The following is a 16,083-nucleotide window of genomic DNA, read 5'->3' on the forward strand; positions in this document are numbered from 1 at the left end:
GATTTCCCGGTCGCCGTCAGCGCCGGCGCAGGGTCTGGGTTGCAACGCTGTTGATGCGGAGCGGGCTGCCGGTCAGCGCCACGCCGAAGAGATCGCGGGCCTGGTCGGGCGTGTAGCGGCCGAGGCGGGTGTCTTCCAGCACCGCCTCGGGCGCGCGGCGCAAGGGGTCGCCATAGCCGCCGCCACCGGGAGTCTGGACGCGGACGCGGTCGCCGGGGGCCATCGGGATGTCCTGTTCCTTCGACAGATGCGTGGGCGTGTAGGGCGTGCCGTTCTGCCAGACCGTCACGCGGTTCACCGCGCCGTCGCCGCCGCCGAGCGCGCCCTGGGGGCCGAAGCGGCCGTGGTCCATGACGAAGCTGGCGCGAGCGGCGCCGCGCCGGAGTTCCACCTCGTAGTCGAGGCCGAAGCCACCGCGGTGCTGGCCCGCGCCGCCCGAGCCTTCGTGCAGGGCATAGCGGCGGTAGAGGACGGGGAAGGCCTGCTCCATGATTTCCACCGGGGGCGCCTTGGAGATGCCGATGGTGGAGCAGCCGTTGGCGAGCCCGTCGTGGTCGGCGTTGCCGCCGTAGCCGCCGCCGCTGATCTGATACATCACGAAATCGCGGCCGCGCGCCGGGTCGTGGCCGCCGAGCGCGAAGTTGCCGGAGGTACCGGCGGGCGCGGCGGTGACGCGGTCGGGCAGGGGGGCGACGAGGGCGGCGAAGACGGCTTCGGCGATGCGTTGGGAGACTTCGGCGGCGCAGCCGGAGACGGGGCGGGGGTATTTCGCGTCGAGGAAGGTGTTTTCGATGCCGGTGATGGTGAGGGGCTCGAAGGCCCCCGCGCTCATCGGGACCTCGGGGAAGATGTGGCGCATGGCGAGGTAGACGGCGGAGAAGGTCGTGGCGCGGACCGAGTTCATCGGGCCGGCGCAGGGGGCGGAGGAGCCGGCGAAATCGAAGGTGAGGTGGTCGTGGTCCTTGGTCACGGTGAGGCGAATGGCGAGCGGTTCGTTCACCACGCCGTCGCTGTCGATCCAGGCGGTGGATTGGAATTCTCCGTCGGGAATGTCCGCGACGAAGGCGCGCATTTGCGTCGCGGCGCGGGTGCGCAGTTCGGCGATGGCGGCGCGCACGGTGTCGTCGCCGTAGCGGTCCAGGAGTTCGTTCAGGCGTGCTTCGCCGACGAGAAGGGCTGCGGCCTGGGCCTTGACGTCGCCGATGCGCTGGTCTGCGACGCGGATGTTGGAGCAGATGATGGCGAAGATCTCGGTGTCGAGCTGGCCCTGCTTGAACAGGCGGACCGGGGGCAGGCGCAGGCCTTCCTGTTCCACCGCAGTGGCCGAGGCGGAGAAGCCGCCGGGCACAGCGCCGCCGGTGTCGGGCCAGTGGCCGGTGTTGGAGAGCCAGCAGAAGATCTCGCCGTTGCGGTAGAAGGGGCGGGCGAAGCGGACGTCCATCAGGTGGGTGCCGCCGAGATAGGGGTCGTTGACGATATAGATGTCGTCGGGCTGCGGCGCGGCGGTTTCGCCGCTGGCGATGCGCTCGATCAGGATGCGGGTGGAGTATTGCATCGTGCCAACGAAGACCGGCAGGCCCTGCGAGCCCTGCGCGATCAGCGAACCGTCCTCGGCGGAATAGATGCCATCGGAACGGTCATTGGCCTCGGCGATCACCGGGGAGAAGGCGGCGCGGGAGAAGGAGAGGTCCATCTCGTCGCAGACCTGCTGCAGGCCGGCCTGGATGACCGAGAGGGTGATCGGGTCGAGGGTCATCGCGCGACCTCCACGATGAGATTGCCGCCGGCGTCGGTGGTCACGCGGTCGCCGGGTTCGATGAGGATCGTCGTGTCCATCTGCTGGATCACGGCCGGGCCGGTGAGTGTGGCATCGGCGGGCAGGTGGTCGCGCCAGTAGACCGGGGTGTCGTGCCAGTCGTCGAAGAAGACGGGACGGCGGGTCAGCTGGGCCTCTTGCAGGGTCGCCTTGCGCTCTTCGGGGGCGATCAGGGTGGCGAGGTCGATTTCGGGGCGGGTGCCGATCACCGAGCAGTTGGCGTTGACGAGGTTGGCGCGGATTTCGGGCAGGTCGACGCGGAAGCGGCGGAAATAGGCCTCTTCGAACAGGCGTTGCAGGGTCTCGGTATCGACATCGGGGCGGTCGAGCGGGACGCGCAGGAGGTGAGTCTGGCCGATGAACTGCATGTCGACGGAATAGAGGCGGCGGATGGCGGCGGCCTCGATGTTCTCGCGCGCGATCAGCGCCTCGCCCTCGGCGGTCTGGGCGGCGAAGACGGCGTGCAGGCGGGCGGGGTCGAGCCGGGCGAGGGGCGTGTTGAGCGTCTGCACGAAGTCGTGGCGCAGGTCGGCGACGAGGCAGCCGATGGCGTTGGTGATGCCGGGGCGGCAGGGGACGAGGACGCGGGGGATGCCGAGTTCCTTGGCCAGCGCGGAGGCGTGCAGGGGGCCGGCGCCGCCGAAGGCGAAGAGGGCGAAGTCGCGCGGGTCGGCGCCGAGGGAGAGCGAGACCATGCGGATTGCGCCGGCCATCTTGAGGTTGGCGATGCGGATCACCGCCGCCGCCGCGCGGGTGGCGTCGAGCGACAGCGGTTTTCCCAGCCTGTCGTCGAAGATGGCGCGCACGGTGTCGAGCGAGGTGCCTTCCACCGAGGCGAGGCGGGTCGGGTCGAGCCGGCCCAGCAGCATGTTGGCGTCGGAGATGGTGGGTTCGGTCCCGCCCCGGCCATAGCAGATGGGGCCGGGGGTGGCGCCGGCGCTTTCGGGGCCGACCTCCAGCAGGCCGGCCTGATTGACGCGGGCGATCGAGCCGCCGCCGGCGCCGACGGTGCGCACGTCGACCATGGGGACGTGGATCGGCATGGCGTATTCGATCTCAATTTCATTCGAGACCGTCGGTTCGGCGTTGCGGATCAGGGCGACATCGGTGGAGGTGCCGCCCATGTCGTAGGTGATGAGGTTGCCGATGCCGGCCTGCCGCCCGGTGTAGGCGGCGGCCATGACGCCGGAGGCGGGGCCGGACATGACGGTCTTAGCGGCCTCTTCGGCGACGCGGGCGGCCGAGACCATGCCGCCGTTGCCGTTCATCACCAGCACCTCGCCGGTGTAGCCCGCCGTGGCCAGTTCCGAGGTCAGGCGGCGGATGTAGCGGGCGATCAGGGGCTGGACCGAGGCGTTGACGGCGGCGGTGACGCCGCGTTCGAATTCGCGAGATTCCGAGAGCAGGGCATGGCCCATGGTGATGTAGTCGTTGGGCCAGATCGCGCGCAGGATTTCGGCGGCGCGCAGCTCGTGGGCGGGGTTCGCGTAGGCGTGCAGGAAGTGGATGACGACGGAGTCGCAGCCCTCGGCGATCAGCCGCTCGCCGGCGGCCCTGACGGCGTCTTCGTCCAGCGGAGTGAGGACTTCGCCGGCGGCATCCATGCGCTCGGGAACCTCGAGGCGCAGGTCGCGGGGGATCAGGGGGCGGAATTCGCCCTTCATCCCGTAGGCCTGCGGCCTTGTACGGCGGCCGAGTTCGAGCACGTCGCGGAAGCCCAGGGTGGTGATGAGGCCGGTTTTCGCCAGCTTGCGTTCCAGCACGGCGTTGGTCGTGGTGGTGGTGCCGTGGACGATGAGGCCGAGGGCGGGCAGGTCGCAGCCCGCCGCGCGCAGGGCGTTCAGGACGCCGAAGGCCTGGTTGTCGAGCGTGCTCGGGACCTTGGCGAGGCGGACGCGGCCGGTGGCCGGGTCAAGCTCGACCAGATCGGTGAAGGTGCCCCCGACATCGACTCCGACAATCGCGCCGGCGGACTGATGTGCCATGACCGCTCCGGTAAAATCATTCGTATGCAAACATTCTTCGCAAATGGGCCGTCAAGTCAACGGACGTCGATCAGGGCGATGGCGCCGACCGGCTTGCCGCCCGCATGGATCGCGCGGTGGTCGTGGGTGTTGAGGATGACCTGGATGATGTGCTGGCCGACCGGCAGCGCGCCGATATGGGCGATGGGGCCATACATGCGTTCGAGCTTGAGCCCGTCGAGATAGAGGTGGGCGTGGCCCTGGCCGGGGACGTTTTCGCCGTCGACGCCGGTTTCGGTCAGCTGGAAGGCGCCGGTGTCGAGCTTGATGGTCCAGCCGTCGCCTTCGGGGCGAAGGTCCATCATCACCTTGGGCGCCACCTCGATCGGGCCGAGATCCAGCGTGCGGTCCATGCCGTGGGCGGCGTGGTCGTTGGGATCGGGGGCCGAGATGCGGGCGCGGGTCGTGATGTCGCCGGCGGTGTCGAAATGCAGGGTGAGGGGAATCAGCCGGCCCTCGGCCGGGTCGCCGGTGAGGCCGGAGAGGCGCAGGTGCGCGCCGTCCATCGCGAGCAGGGGTGTGCCGTCGGCCGGGATCGGCAGGCCTTCGGGCGTGGTGCCGCCGGTGATGGCGACCGAGGTGGCCTCGTCCGAGCGGGCGCCGGTCAGGCGGTCGGGGCCGCCGCGGTTCTCGATGCGCATGGTCACGGCGAAGCTGCCCGGCTCGGTTGCAAGCGGGATGGCAACGGCGGAGGAGAGCAGGGGGGCGGGTCCGTTGCCCGAGGGCCAAAGGAGATAGGCGCCGGTCAGAACGGCGATGGCCATTGCCAGAATGGCCAGCAGTTTTGCGACTTTCATCCCTTGCTCCGGCGGGTAGAGTGGTGCCGCCATGACTGTCACTCAAGATTTCCTGTTGCGCAAGCGGGGGTTGCTTGCTTTTGCGCTGCTTTCGCCGGGCGCGGCGCGGGCCCATGCCTCGGAACAGGGGTTCGTGCTGCTGTTGCCGACCGATGTCTATATCGCCGCGGGATCGGCCAGCGTGGCGGCGACGGTGGTCTTGCTGGCGCTGCTGCCCGAGGCCTGGCTGGCGCGCGCCTTCGCGCCGCTGCGGATGGGGCGGGGGCGGCGAGACGGCTGGGCGCTGGCGACGAGCTGGGCCGGGTTCGCGGTGCTGATGGCGCTGCTGTGGGCCGGGGTGGCGGGGGCGCGCGATCCGCTGGCGAACCCGCTGCCGCTGGCGGTCTGGACGGTCTGGTGGATCGCCTTCACGGCGGTGGTCGGGCTGGTCGGAGACATCTGGGCCTGGGTCAACCCCTGGCGGGGGCCGGTGCTGATGATGCGGGCGCTGGGCTTGCGGACCTCGTGGCATCTGTCGCGCCGCGTTGCGCCCTGGGTCGCGCTGGCGGGGTTCCTGGCCTTCACCGGGTTCCTGCTGGCGGATCCGGCGCCGTTCGATCCGGCGCGGCTGGCGCGGGTGGCGGGGCTTTATTGGCTGGCGGCCTTTCTGGGCGCGCTGGCCTTCGGGCCGCGATTCCTTCTGCGGGGCGAGCCGTTCGGCGTGTTCTTCCGGGCCTACGGGCAGCTGGGGCTGATCGCGCGGGGGCGGATCGGGCTGTGGGGCTGGCAAATCCTGCGCGCCCCTGCGCCGCCGCTGGGGCTGGCGCTGTTCCTTGTGGCGATGCTGGGCAGCGGCAGTTTCGACGGGCTGAACGAGACCTTCTGGTGGCTGGCGCGGATCGGGATCAATCCGCTGGAGTTTCCGGGGCGGTCGGTGGTGATCGTGCCCAGCCTTGCCGGGCTGCTGGCGGCCAATCTGGCGCTGGCGCTGGCCTTTGCGCTGGTGGTGCGGGCGGGCATCGCGCTGGCCGGGGGCGGCATGGGATGGGCGGAGGGTTTCTGCCGGTTCGCGCCGGCGCTGTTGCCCATCGCGCTGGGCTATCACGTGGCGCATTACCTGACCGCGCTGCTGGTCGACGGGCAATATGCGCTGATCGCGGCAAGCGATCCCTTTGCGCGGGGCTGGGATCTGCTGGGGCTGGGGCGGTTCCAGGTGACGACGGGGTTCTTCAATACGCAGGACAGCGTGCGCGCGATCTTCCTGACGCAGGCGGGGGCGGTGGTGGCCGGGCACATGCTGTCGATCGTGCTGGCCCATGCCATCGCGGCGCGGCAGTTTCCCACGCGGCGGCGCGCGGTGCTGAGCCAGTTGCCGGTGGCGGCCTTCATGGTGGCCTATACGCTGTTCGGGCTGTGGCTGCTGGCCTCACCGCGCGGGGCGTGAGCGATGAGCGTGCAGGCGGTGCGCGCGGGCGGGAGACGTAAGGGAAAGTGCTGGACAGAGCGGCGGACGCCTTGCAGAGTCATTCCAATTGCCGCCCCGGCACCGGGGCGCATCACAGACCAAGGGGGCCCCTCATGTCGAAGCTGATCCAACCGAACCGGCGCACGGCGCTGAAGACCATCGCAGGGGCGGCGACGCTGCCGCTGTGGGCGCGCTATGCGCAGGCGCAGTCCGCGGCGCCGATCAAGATCGGGTTCCAGGTGCATTCCACCGGCATCGGCGCGGCCTACGGGCGCTGGTACAGCCGCACGACCGAGGCGGCGGTGAAGAAGATCAACGACGAGGGCGGGATCAACGGCCGGATGGTCGAGATCGTGGCCGAGGACGATGGCACCGATCCCAAGCGCGGGGCCGAGGTGATCGAGAAGTTCGCGAGCCAGCACAAGTGCGACATCGCCTATGGCACGCTGTTCAGCCATGTGGTCATCGGCTCGGCGCCGCGGGCGGGGGAGCTGAAGCTGCCGTATTTCGTGGTGTCGGAAGGCCATCACGTGGCGAGCGGGATGCTGAACCGCTATACGCTGCAGCCGGGCATCACCGACGTGAAGAGCCAGGTGCAGGCGATGGCGCCCTATATCACCGGGACGCTGGGCAAGAAGGTGACGATGATCTATCCGGACTACGGGTTCGGCTACGATCACCGCGACAACCTGGTGCCGGCGATCCAGGCCTCGGGCGGTGAGGTGGTGGCGCAGATCGCGATTCCGCCGACCGAGACCAGCTTTACCAAGTATTTCCCGAAGATCCCGCGCGACACCGAGGTGATCTATCACGTGATGGTCGGGCCTGCCGTGCTGACCTTCGTGAAGGAGATGGGCGAGTTCTTCGGGCCGTCGCGGCCGGAGATCTTCGGGTTCATCGACAGCCTGGAGGCGGTCGATCTTGCCTCGCCCGGGCTGGAGTTCCTGGAGGGAACCTATTTCTGGGAGGGCAATCCGCGCTATGCGCAGGAGGGCCAGAGCGAGTTCGACAAGGCCTATCGCGCCGCCGTCGGGGTGGATGACAACGGCGCCTCGCTGAGCGATCCGAAGGACGTCTCGACCTATGCGCATATGTTCGGCTGCTGGGAAACGCTGCATGTGATCAAGGAGGCGATGGAGGCATCGGGCTATGCCGGGCCGGAGGATCGCGCCAAGCTGATCGAAGCGGTGGAGGCGATGACCGAGATGCCGGAATCGGCGGCGCATCCGCAGGGGGCGAAGCTGTTCAACGGCAAGACGCACCAGGTCTTCGGGCATCAGTACATCTCGCAGGTCAATGGGGGGAAGCTGGTGCTGAAGCATACCACCTCGATCGAGGATACGCTGTATCCGGACGAGGCGGACTACACCACGCAGGCCTTCTGACGCGCCCCGTCGTGAGGGTAAAGTGTTAACGACCTCGACCGAGACCGTGCCTTTTGGCGCGGTCTTTTCTCATCCCGCGGAACCGATTGCGGTTCGCTGACTTAAACTGTGACACAGAGGTGAAGGTGTGAACAAGATGCCCGGAACGACGTGCAAGATCTGTCCGCTGCGCAAACGGGAGCTGTTCACGGACTTCACCAAAGACGAACTGGAATTCATGGCGTGGTTCAAGACCGGGGAACTGCGCGTGGACGCGGGCACCACGATCCTGATGGAGGGATCGAACAGCCCGCAGCTGTTCACCGTGCTGGAGGGGATGGGCACCCGCTACAAGACGCTGGAGAACGGCAAGCGGCAGGTGATCAACTTTGTTTTTCCGGGTGATTTCCTAGGCTTGCAGGCCGGGATCATGGGCGAGATGAAGCATTCGATCGACGCCACGACCGAGATGACGCTGTGCGTTTTCCGCAGGAACGACATCTGGGAGGTGTTCAAGACTCATCCCGAACGCGCCTATGACCTGACCTGGATCGCGGCGGTGGAAGAGCACTTTCTTGGCGAGACCATCGCCTCTCTGGGGCAGCGGGACGCGACGCAGCGAATCGCCTGGGCTTTGATTCGCATTTTCGAGCGTCTGGATGCCGTCGGGATGAGCACGGGGCACAAGGTGCCGCTGCATTTCCGGCAGCAGGACCTGGCCGACGCGCTGGGTTTGTCGCTGGTGCACACAAACAAGACGCTTCAGGCCTTGCGCGCGATGGGGCTGATAGAGTGGCAGGACGGCACGCTGAACCTGAAAAAGCCTCAGGAACTGGCGGAACTGGCGATGGTCGATCTGGAGCGGCCGCAGAAACGCCCGCTGATGTGACAGGCGCACAGGGGTCTTCCCGCGCAGTCAACGATAAGACCGAGCGCTATGTCGCAGTTTAATGCGCCAGAGCGCGCGGCGCGTTAACTAAGCTTTTCGGAGATACGTGCCGGAAGCAAAACTTTGCTTTATCCCGTGGCGGACGACAGGCGTTAACCATTCGCCTTTCGCGGGTGTGGGGCGAGTCACATGTTCGTAAGGGGTGAGCTGCTGACGATGTGCGACAATGATAGCAGGCGAATCGATACCGGAATGGAGTTCGGCGCGAGTGAGCCGGAGGAGTTCGGTTCTGCGTCCGCAGATGCGACGCGACGTCCCGAACCGGCCTATGCGCCGCTTTTGGCCTCGGTTCTGATCCTCGAAGACAACTTCGTCATCGGCATGGATGCGTCCGACATGCTGCGCGAACTGGGGGCCCAGCGGGTGACCACCGTGTCGACGGCCGCCGAGGCCTTGCGGGCCCTCGACGAAGGGCATGTCACCTTTGCCCTGCTGGACGTCAACCTGTTCCAGGGAAACTCGAGCGCGGTCGCCCGCCAATGCGAAGAGCGCGAGATTCGGGCGGTGCTGGCCACGGCGTTCGGCGATGATGTCGAGGCGATCGCCGATTTTCCGGTGATGCCTGTGTTGCACAAGCCGTACAACAAGGAACTGATCGAAAGGCTGATCGAGGACTGGGGATTGGCGCTGGGCGTGCAGCGGTAGCCAGGCGTTCGGGGGTCAGGAGTGCAGAGCCGTGATGGCGGCGGGCGCGCGCGTCGTGGCATGGAATTTCTCGCGCAGCGCCTCGCTTACCGGCCCGGGCGGCCAGACGCTGTGCCGGTCTGGCCGGCTGAGCGAGATCACGGGGCGAAGGCCGGTGGCGGTGCCGGTTACAAAGACCTCTTGTGCGGCATCGAGGTCGGCGAGAGTCACCCGGGTTTCGCGGACGGCGAGGCCGAGGGCGCGGGCGAGGGTGAAGACGTGACGCTTGGTCAGGCTGTCGACGAAACAGGTCGGCCTGGGCGAGACCAGCGCGCCATCCTTCAGCAGAACGATATTGGCGGTGGTGGCGGCGGCGACGTGGCCGCAGGCATCCAGCATGAGCGCGTCGTCGTGACCGGCGGCGCGGGCGGCGGCGCGCGCGAGGGTGCCAGCGAGGCAGAGGCCGGCGCATTTGGCGGCGGTCGGGGCGGTGTCGGGCGCGGGGCGTCGCCAGTCTGACAGGACCAGCCGCAGGCCGGGCGGCGCGCCCGTCTCGGGCCAGGGCCAGGCGAAGATGGCGGTGTGGATGGTTCCCCCCGAGCAGGGTGCAGACGGGCTGTCGCCGCTGCGCCAGGCGATGGGGCGGAGGTAGGCGTCGCCGAGGCCGCTGGCCCAGAGCACCGCCTCGGCGGCGGCGATCAGGTCGGGCGTGGTCCAGGGCAGGGCATATCCCATCAGGTCGGCCGAGCGCGCGAAACGGTCGAAATGCGCCGCGGCCAGGAACAGCCGGGCGTCATAGGCGCGGATGCCCTCGAAGACGGCGCAGGCGGCGTCATGAGTCTGGCTGACCAGGGGGATGCGCGCCTCGGCCGCGGGCAGCAGCGCGCCGTCGCACCAGACATAGGCGGGGGCGGGATCGGCGGACAGGGGCGCGGGCATGGGTGTCTCCCTCTCGCTGAGGCTTGCGCCGGACTGTCCCTTGATCCCGGCGGGCTTGGCGAGTGAGGTGTTTTCAGCATCTTATGAGAAATGGTCGTTCGCCTTGGCGCGGATTGACGGGAAACATGCCTGCAAGGAAGTGAGACATGGACCGCACGCCTGCATCCTATCGGCTGAACGTGCCGCTGAACGCGCTGCGCGCCTTCGAGGCGGCGGCGCGGCATCTGTCAATCAAGGAGGCGGCGCTGGAACTGGGGGTGACGCCCTCGGCGATCAGCCATCAGCTGCGCGGGCTGGAGGATTCGCTGGGGCTGGTGCTGATGCGGCGTGTGGGGCCGGCGCTGGAACTGACCGAGGCGGGGGTGCGGCTGGCGCCGGGGCTGACCGAAGGGTTCACCCGGATCGCGGCGGCGGTGGGCGATCTGAAGCAGGACCGGACCACGGGCCCGCTGCGGCTGTCGATGCTGCCGACCTTCGCGGCGCATTGGTTCTCGCCCCGGCTGACGCGCTATCCCTTCGAGCGCAACGGGTTCGATCTGCTGATCTCGACCACGCAGGAGGCGGTGGATCTGGCCGCCGGGGTGGCGGATGCGGCGGTGCGCCACGGGCAGGGGCAGTGGGAGGGCTTGCAGGCGGATCTGCTGTTCGAGGAGAGCGTCACGCTGTTCGGCGCGCCTTCGGTCCGGTGCGACGATCCGGGCGAGATGCGGGAGCGGGTGGCCGGGATGACGTTGTTCTTGTCGCAGTATCGGCGCGAGAATTACGCACGCTGGAACGCGACCCTGCCGGGCGGGCCGGTGCGGCCGGCGGCGGTGATGATGGTGGATTCGGCAGGGCTTGCCCTGCGCGCGGCGATGGACGGGGCCGGGGTGGCGCTGGCCGGGGTCGAGATCGCGGCCTTTGACGTGGGGGCGGGACGGCTGACGCCGCTGTTCGCGCATCGCGCCCATACCGGCGGGGGGTATTTTCTGGTCTATCCCGAGGCGCTGGCGCGCGACCGGCGGGTGCGCAACCTGAGCCGGTGGATGGTCGAGGCGGCGGCGACGGAGCGGGCGATGGGGGAGGCATGACCGTGGAGATACGCGCGCTGGCGGCGGAGGATCGGGCGGACTGGGAGGCGCTGTGGCGGGCCAATCTGGCGCATTTCGGCGCGGGGGCGGCGGCGGTCGAGGCGATTCCGGCGATCTGGGCGCGGCTGATGGAGGCGGAGCGGATGCTGGGCTGGCTGGTCCGTCTGGAGGGCAGGCCCGCGGGGCTGGCCCATGTGGTGCTGCGCCAGCACACGTTCAGCCCGCGCGATGTGGCGATTCTGGAGGACCTGTGGATTGCCGGGTTTGCGCGGCGCCGGGGGCTGGGGGAGGCGGTGATCGCGCATCTGCGCAGCGAAGGCGCGGCGCGGGGCTGGCGGCGGATCGAGTGGGAGACCGACGCGGACAATCTGGCGGCGCAGGCGCTGTACGACCGGCTGGCCGAGGCGGTTGCGGTGCGGCGGTATCAGATCGACCTGGACTGAGGTTTCAGGCGAGGTCGATGCGGAAGCTGTCCCAGGGAGCAGGTGTGGCGAGGGATTCGTAGAGCCGTCGGGCGGCGCGGTTGTCCTGGGGCACCAGCCAGCGCAGGTGGACCCAGTGGCGCGCGCGGCCGATGTCGGCGAGGCGGGCGATCAGGGCACGGGCGAGGCCGGTGCGGCGGGCCTCGGGCGCGACGAAGAGGTCGTCGAGCTGGCCGGCGGGCTGGCCCGAGATGATCTCGGCCAGTTCGAAGCAATGGGCGAAGCCGAGCAGGCGGCCGTCGATCTCGGCGCCGAGCAGCAGGTGCGGCGGCGCGGTGTTCAGGATCAGGGCGCGGCCCTGGCTTTCGGTGAGGGGCTGGGCCTCTGCGGACATCGCGTTGCGATAGCCGGTGATCAAAGCGGCGAGGGCGGTGGCGTCGGCCGGGCCGAGGGGGCGGACGCGCGGCGCGGTCACCATCCGCCGCACCGGATCCAGTCTTCCATCATCGCCATGCGGTCCCAGCCGAAGAAGGGTTCGTCGTCGACGATGAAGAAGGGCGAGCCGAAGACGCCGTCGGCAACGGCCGATTCGCCGATCTGGCGGACGCGGGCCTTGAGCGCGGGGTCGGCGATGCCGGCGAGAAGGGCCTCGGTGGAGAGGCCGAATTCGGGGGCGAGGGCGGCGATGGCCTCGGGCGAGGCGGTGTCGAGGTCTTCGGTGAAGTAGCCGGAGAAGACGCGTTTGGCGAAGGGGATGGCGCGTTTCGGGCTTTCGTGTTCGATCCAGTAGAAGGCGCGGGTGGCGGCAAGGGCCACGCGGGGGTGGTCGGCGGGCAGGCGGAAGTCGAGCCCCTGCGCGCGGGCGATGCGGGCCCAGTCGAGGCGGGCATAGTCGCGTTTGAGCGGGGTCGCGGAGAGTCCGCGCGCGCCGGTCACCTTGTAGGCGGTGCCGAGCATGTAGGGCCGCCAGAGGACAGGGCGGTTGACCCGCGCGGCCAGATCGTCGATTTTCTGCGCCGCGAAGAAGGCGTAGCCCGAGGAGAAGTCGAACCAGAATTCGATCGGGCTCATGCCGGTTCGCCCTGCCAGTAATCGACCGCGTCGGCGGCGCGGAACGAGGCGACGACGCGGCGGCGGGCCTTGTCGCCACCGGGCGCCGCGCCGGCAAAGACGGTAATCTTGCCGCTGTCGGGATATTCCATCACATCGGGTTCGTTCATTGTGCTGACGGCGACATAGCGCAGCGGCGCATCGCCGGTGGCGATCAGCTGATGGGCGGTTTCGGCGCCGCCGGCGGGGCAGACGGCGACCATGCCCGCCGTGACGGCGTGGCGGGTGTCGCCGAAGCGCAGCTCGCCCGTGCCGGAGAGGATGAGGAAGAGCTCGTCATTGGCGTGGTGGCTGTGGAAGGGCCAGGCGGCCTTGCCGGGCGGCACCTCGACCAGGCGGGCGCCGAGGCGGGTGGCACCGAGGGGGGCGGCGATGGCGGCCATGGCGGCGTGGAAGGTGGTGCCGTGGGTCTGGGGGACGAGGGTGAGGGTGTCCAGGCGGACGACGGGTGCGGGGGGGTGGGTCATGATCTGGCCTCCTGCGGGCAGAGAGCGGCAGATCGGGCGGATCGGCAATTGAAATGGATTCAACGGGCCGGGAGCAAAGCTCAGTTGGAGCGGGCGGGCCGGGGGGCGAGGGTGGCCGGATGGCAGATGTGAGAGGGTGATGCAGGGGTTTGTGGACGGTAGACGGGCGGACGTCGGCCCGGACGAGCGCTTCGAGGTGGCGGCGGCGGATGGCTATCCGATTTGCGGTGCCGTCTGGCTGGGCGCGGGGGATGGGCCTGTGGTGGTGATCCATGCGGCAACGGCCGTGCGCGCGCGCTATTACGCGCGGTTTGCGGCCTGGCTGGCCGGGCGGGGCGCGACGGTGCTGACCTTCGATTATCGCGGGATTGGCGAGTCGCGGTCGCGCCATCCGCGCGCGCTGGCGGCGGGATGGATCGACTGGGGCGCGCTGGATGCCGAGGCGGTGCTGGCCTATGCCTCCGACCGCTGGCCCGGCCGGATGCTGACGGCGGTGGGCCATTCGATCGGCGGCTTCGCGGTGGGGCTGGCGCCGAGTTCCGCACGGCTGGAGCGGATCGTGACGGTGGGCGCGCAGTTCGCCTATTGGCGCGATTACGTGCCGGAGCGGCGGCTGGGGATGTATCTGAAGTGGCATCTGTTCATGCCGGCGGTGACGCGTCTGTGCGGGTATTTTCCGGGCGAGCGGTTCGGCTGGCTGGAGGATGTGCCGGCGGGGGTGGTGCGGGACTGGACGCGGATGGGGCCGCGGTTCGAGACCAGCGTCCGTTCGGGCCTGAGCGCCGCGGATCTGGGCGCGCGGCATGGGGCGACGCGGGCGCGGCTGCTGGCCATCGGGCTGAGCGACGATCCCTTCGGAACCGAGGCGGCGACGGGGCGGCTGCTGGGCTATTACCGCAACGCGGCGCGGACCCATCTGCGGATTGCGCCCGGCGATATCGGTGCGGCGGAGATCGGGCATTTCGCGTTCTTTCACACCCGGTTCGCAGAGACGCTCTGGCCGCTGGCGGCGGAGTGGCTGCTGGCGGGGCGGCTGGCCGAGGGCGCGCCCGGCCGGGTGGTGGCATGAGCGCGCGGTTTCATGTGATCACCGGTGGGCCGGGGGCGGGCAAGACGACGCTGATCGAGGCTCTGGCGGCGCGTGGTGTCGCGGCGATGCCGGAGGCGGGGCGCGCGATCATCCGCGACCAGCTGCGGATCGGCGGGCCGGGGTGGCACGGCGCGGACCGGGGCCTGTTCGCCGAGCTGATGCTGGGCTGGGAGATGCGGTCGTGGCAGGCGGCGCAGGTCGTGGACGGGCCGGTGCTGTTCGACCGGGGGATCCCGGATGTGATCGGCTATCTGGAGCTGTATCGCGGCGGCGCGCCGGATCATGTGCACGCGGCGGCGGAGGTCTTCCGCTATGACGGCGTGATCTTCCTCGCGCCGCCCTGGCGCGAAATTTTCGCGCAGGATGCGGAGCGGGGGCAGAGCTTTGACGAGGCCGAGGCCACGGCGGCGGCGATGGTGCGGGCCTATCGCGGGGCGGGGTATCGGATGGTCGAGCTGCCGCTGGCCCCGGTCGAGGACCGGGTTGCCTTCGTGCTGGACCGGATCGGCGCGGGTTAGAGCAGGCCGGTGAGGTCGATTTCGCCGGTCAGCAGCGTGCAGGCGGCGCCGCCGACGGAGATTTCGAGCCCCTCGGGCCGGGCGCGCCAGGCGGCGTGGGCCAGCCCGCGCCGGCCGATCTCGACCCCCTGTTCGGCAATATAGGCGCCGGAGAAGGTGCGGTCGCGGTGGGTGGCGATCCAGGCGGCGATGGCGCCGTTGCCGGAGCCGCAGACCGGATCCTCGGCCACGCCTTCGCCGGGGGCGAAGGTGCGCACGCGCAGGCGGGGGGAGGCGCCGGGGCCGAGGTCGGCGAAGACTGTGAGGCCCGCCGCACCGGCGGTGCGGGAGAGCCTTTCGATCTGGGCGAGGTCGGGGCGGAGTGTCTGCAGGGCGGCGGTGTCGCGCAGTTCGAGCAGGAGCCAGGGTGCGCCGGTCGAGACGGTCTCGTGCGGGCTGTCGGCCAGGGCCTCGGGCGGCAGCGCCAGTGCGTGGGCGAGGTCGGCCTTGGAGACGTCTGCCGGGCGGAAGGTGGGGGTCGCCCGGGTCATGGTGTAGCGGCCTTCGGCGATGCGGATCGGCACCAGCCCGAGCCCACATTCCTGGATCAGGTGTCTCGGCTGCCGCTCCATCCTTGCGCAGACGGCGTGGGCGGCGGCGATGGTGGGGTGCCCGGCGAAGGGCAGTTCGTTCAGCGGCGTGAAGATGCGGGCGCGGTAGTCGGCCTGGCGGGTCGGGCGCAGCAGGAAGACGGTTTCCGAGAGGTTCATCTCGCGCGCGATGCGCTGCATGGTGTCGCCGGGGAGGTCGTCGGCGTCATAGACCACCGCCGCCGGATTGCCGAGCAGCGGGGTGTCGGAGAAGACGTCGATCTGGAGGATGTGCTTTTTCATCGTGTCCCTCAGCGGCCATAGAGCGCGGTCAGGCTGGCGCTGCCGAGGCTGTGGGCGTTGACCAAATAGCCGACGAGGGCGGGCATGGCCTCGGCATCGAGGCCCAAGGTTGGCACGTCGAGCGCGTGGATGCGGATGATGTAGCGGTGCGGGGCGGCGCCCTGCGGCGGGCAGGGGCCGCCATAGCCGGGGGTGCCGAAATCGGTGCGGGATTCGAGGGCCGGCGCACTCAGGTGGCCGGATTCGCCTGCGGCCAGCGCGCGGGTCGTGGCGGGGATGTCGAAGACCACCCAGTGCCACCAGCCGCTGCCGGTGGGCGCGTCGGGATCGTGGATCGAGACGGCAAAGCTTTGCGTGCCCGCGGGCGGGTTGGTCCATGTCAGGGCGGGCGAGATGTTGAGGCCGGTGCAGCCCATCGTGGCGTTGACATGGGCCATGGGGATGGGGCCGCCGTCGCGCAGTCCGGGGGCGTCGAGCTCGAGGGCTAGGGTGGCGCAGGGCAGGACGGCGAGCGGCAGGGCGAGCAGCGCGCGGGGCAGGGTGAGGGGCATCCGGGGTCTCCTTTTGGATGGCAGGA

At 69.5% G+C, this 16,083-nt stretch carries 17 protein-coding genes; 8 read left to right on the forward strand and 9 right to left on the reverse strand.

All coding sequences use genetic code 11. The features are described from left to right. Nucleotides 1–16: 16 nt before the first annotated feature. Genes ACFO5X_RS16680 through ACFO5X_RS16690 form a run of 3 tightly spaced genes read right to left on the reverse strand, consistent with a single transcriptional unit; the run spans nucleotide 17 to nucleotide 4,637 of the window. Nucleotides 17–1,756, reverse strand: coding sequence for a hydantoinase B/oxoprolinase family protein (locus ACFO5X_RS16680; protein WP_380718951.1), 1,740 nt, complete (start codon nucleotides 1,754–1,756; stop codon nucleotides 17–19). Then, nucleotides 1,753–3,801: a hydantoinase/oxoprolinase family protein gene (locus ACFO5X_RS16685; RefSeq protein WP_380718953.1), complete on the reverse strand. Its 2,049-nt coding sequence runs from the start codon at nucleotides 3,799–3,801 to the stop codon at nucleotides 1,753–1,755. The genes ACFO5X_RS16680 and ACFO5X_RS16685 overlap by 4 nt, the downstream gene beginning before the upstream one ends. A 56-nt stretch (nucleotides 3,802–3,857) precedes the next feature. Continuing rightward, nucleotides 3,858–4,637 (reverse strand): copper chaperone PCu(A)C domain-containing protein, encoded by a 780-nt coding sequence (locus ACFO5X_RS16690; protein ID WP_380718956.1) that lies wholly within the window; start codon nucleotides 4,635–4,637, stop codon nucleotides 3,858–3,860. A 31-nt stretch (nucleotides 4,638–4,668) separates the two neighbouring features. Between ACFO5X_RS16690 and ACFO5X_RS16695 the strand changes: the two genes are divergently transcribed. The 4 genes from ACFO5X_RS16695 (at nucleotide 4,669) to ACFO5X_RS16710 (ending at nucleotide 9,039) form a co-directional block, all read left to right on the forward strand. Further along, nucleotides 4,669–6,060 (forward strand): hypothetical protein, encoded by a 1,392-nt coding sequence (locus ACFO5X_RS16695; RefSeq protein WP_380718958.1) that lies wholly within the window; start codon nucleotides 4,669–4,671, stop codon nucleotides 6,058–6,060. A 134-nt stretch (nucleotides 6,061–6,194) separates the two neighbouring features. Beyond that, nucleotides 6,195–7,466, forward strand: coding sequence for an ABC transporter substrate-binding protein (locus ACFO5X_RS16700; protein WP_380718960.1), 1,272 nt, complete (start codon nucleotides 6,195–6,197; stop codon nucleotides 7,464–7,466). Nucleotides 7,467–7,602: 136 nt separating this feature from the next. After that, the gene (locus ACFO5X_RS16705; protein WP_380718962.1) at nucleotides 7,603–8,334 is read left to right on the forward strand and encodes a Crp/Fnr family transcriptional regulator; all 732 of its coding nucleotides are present in this window, start codon (nucleotides 7,603–7,605) and stop codon (nucleotides 8,332–8,334) included. A 252-nt stretch (nucleotides 8,335–8,586) separates the two neighbouring features. Continuing rightward, a complete protein-coding gene (locus ACFO5X_RS16710; protein WP_380718965.1) occupies nucleotides 8,587–9,039 on the forward strand; it encodes a response regulator in 453 nt (150 codons plus the stop codon). 15 nt (nucleotides 9,040–9,054) lie between these two features. Here the strand turns inward: ACFO5X_RS16710 and ACFO5X_RS16715 are convergent, their stop codons facing one another. Next, on the reverse strand, nucleotides 9,055–9,957 hold the full coding sequence (locus tag ACFO5X_RS16715; protein ID WP_380718967.1) for an aminotransferase class IV: 903 nt from the start codon (nucleotides 9,955–9,957) through the stop codon (nucleotides 9,055–9,057). A 146-nt stretch (nucleotides 9,958–10,103) separates the two neighbouring features. On the opposite strand from ACFO5X_RS16715, the gene ACFO5X_RS16720 reads away from it, so the two are divergent. Next, the gene (locus ACFO5X_RS16720; RefSeq protein WP_380718969.1) at nucleotides 10,104–11,027 is read left to right on the forward strand and encodes a LysR substrate-binding domain-containing protein; all 924 of its coding nucleotides are present in this window, start codon (nucleotides 10,104–10,106) and stop codon (nucleotides 11,025–11,027) included. Continuing rightward, nucleotides 11,024–11,470 (forward strand): GNAT family N-acetyltransferase, encoded by a 447-nt coding sequence (locus tag ACFO5X_RS16725; RefSeq protein ID WP_380718971.1) that lies wholly within the window; start codon nucleotides 11,024–11,026, stop codon nucleotides 11,468–11,470. Before ACFO5X_RS16720 ends, ACFO5X_RS16725 begins: the two co-directional genes overlap by 4 nt. Nucleotides 11,471–11,474: 4 nt before the next feature. On the opposite strand, the gene ACFO5X_RS16730 is transcribed toward ACFO5X_RS16725, so the two are convergent. The 3 genes from ACFO5X_RS16730 to ACFO5X_RS16740 are packed head-to-tail and all read right to left on the reverse strand — an operon-like array spanning nucleotide 11,475 to nucleotide 13,026. After that, entirely contained in the window at nucleotides 11,475–11,927 is a 453-nt protein-coding gene (locus ACFO5X_RS16730) for a GNAT family N-acetyltransferase (RefSeq protein ID WP_380718973.1), read from the reverse strand. Next, nucleotides 11,921–12,520, reverse strand: a complete 600-nt coding sequence (locus tag ACFO5X_RS16735) for a 2-hydroxychromene-2-carboxylate isomerase (protein WP_380718975.1) — start codon at nucleotides 12,518–12,520, stop codon at nucleotides 11,921–11,923. The genes ACFO5X_RS16730 and ACFO5X_RS16735 overlap by 7 nt, the downstream gene beginning before the upstream one ends. Next, entirely contained in the window at nucleotides 12,517–13,026 is a 510-nt protein-coding gene (locus tag ACFO5X_RS16740) for a cupin domain-containing protein (protein ID WP_380718977.1), read from the reverse strand. The genes ACFO5X_RS16735 and ACFO5X_RS16740 overlap by 4 nt, the downstream gene beginning before the upstream one ends. A 139-nt stretch (nucleotides 13,027–13,165) precedes the next feature. Between ACFO5X_RS16740 and ACFO5X_RS16745 the strand changes: the two genes are divergently transcribed. Further along, on the forward strand, nucleotides 13,166–14,095 hold the full coding sequence (locus ACFO5X_RS16745; protein ID WP_380718979.1) for an alpha/beta hydrolase family protein: 930 nt from the start codon (nucleotides 13,166–13,168) through the stop codon (nucleotides 14,093–14,095). After that, nucleotides 14,092–14,634 carry an AAA family ATPase gene (locus tag ACFO5X_RS16750; protein ID WP_380718981.1) on the forward strand — a complete coding sequence of 181 codons (543 nt, stop codon included), beginning with the start codon at nucleotides 14,092–14,094 and terminating at the stop codon, nucleotides 14,632–14,634. Before ACFO5X_RS16745 ends, ACFO5X_RS16750 begins: the two co-directional genes overlap by 4 nt. Here the strand turns inward: ACFO5X_RS16750 and ACFO5X_RS16755 are convergent. Both ACFO5X_RS16755 and ACFO5X_RS16760 read right to left on the reverse strand, forming a co-directional pair. Beyond that, nucleotides 14,631–15,506, reverse strand: coding sequence for a PhzF family phenazine biosynthesis protein (locus tag ACFO5X_RS16755; protein WP_380718983.1), 876 nt, complete (start codon nucleotides 15,504–15,506; stop codon nucleotides 14,631–14,633). The genes ACFO5X_RS16750 and ACFO5X_RS16755 overlap by 4 nt on opposite strands. An 8-nt stretch (nucleotides 15,507–15,514) precedes the next feature. After that, nucleotides 15,515–16,057 (reverse strand): YbhB/YbcL family Raf kinase inhibitor-like protein, encoded by a 543-nt coding sequence (locus tag ACFO5X_RS16760; RefSeq protein ID WP_380718985.1) that lies wholly within the window; start codon nucleotides 16,055–16,057, stop codon nucleotides 15,515–15,517. Nucleotides 16,058–16,083: the final 26 nt, after the last annotated feature.

It is taken from the genome of Seohaeicola nanhaiensis (assembly GCF_042654245.1).
GTDB classification, from domain to species: domain Bacteria; phylum Pseudomonadota; class Alphaproteobacteria; order Rhodobacterales; family Rhodobacteraceae; genus Seohaeicola_A; species Seohaeicola_A nanhaiensis.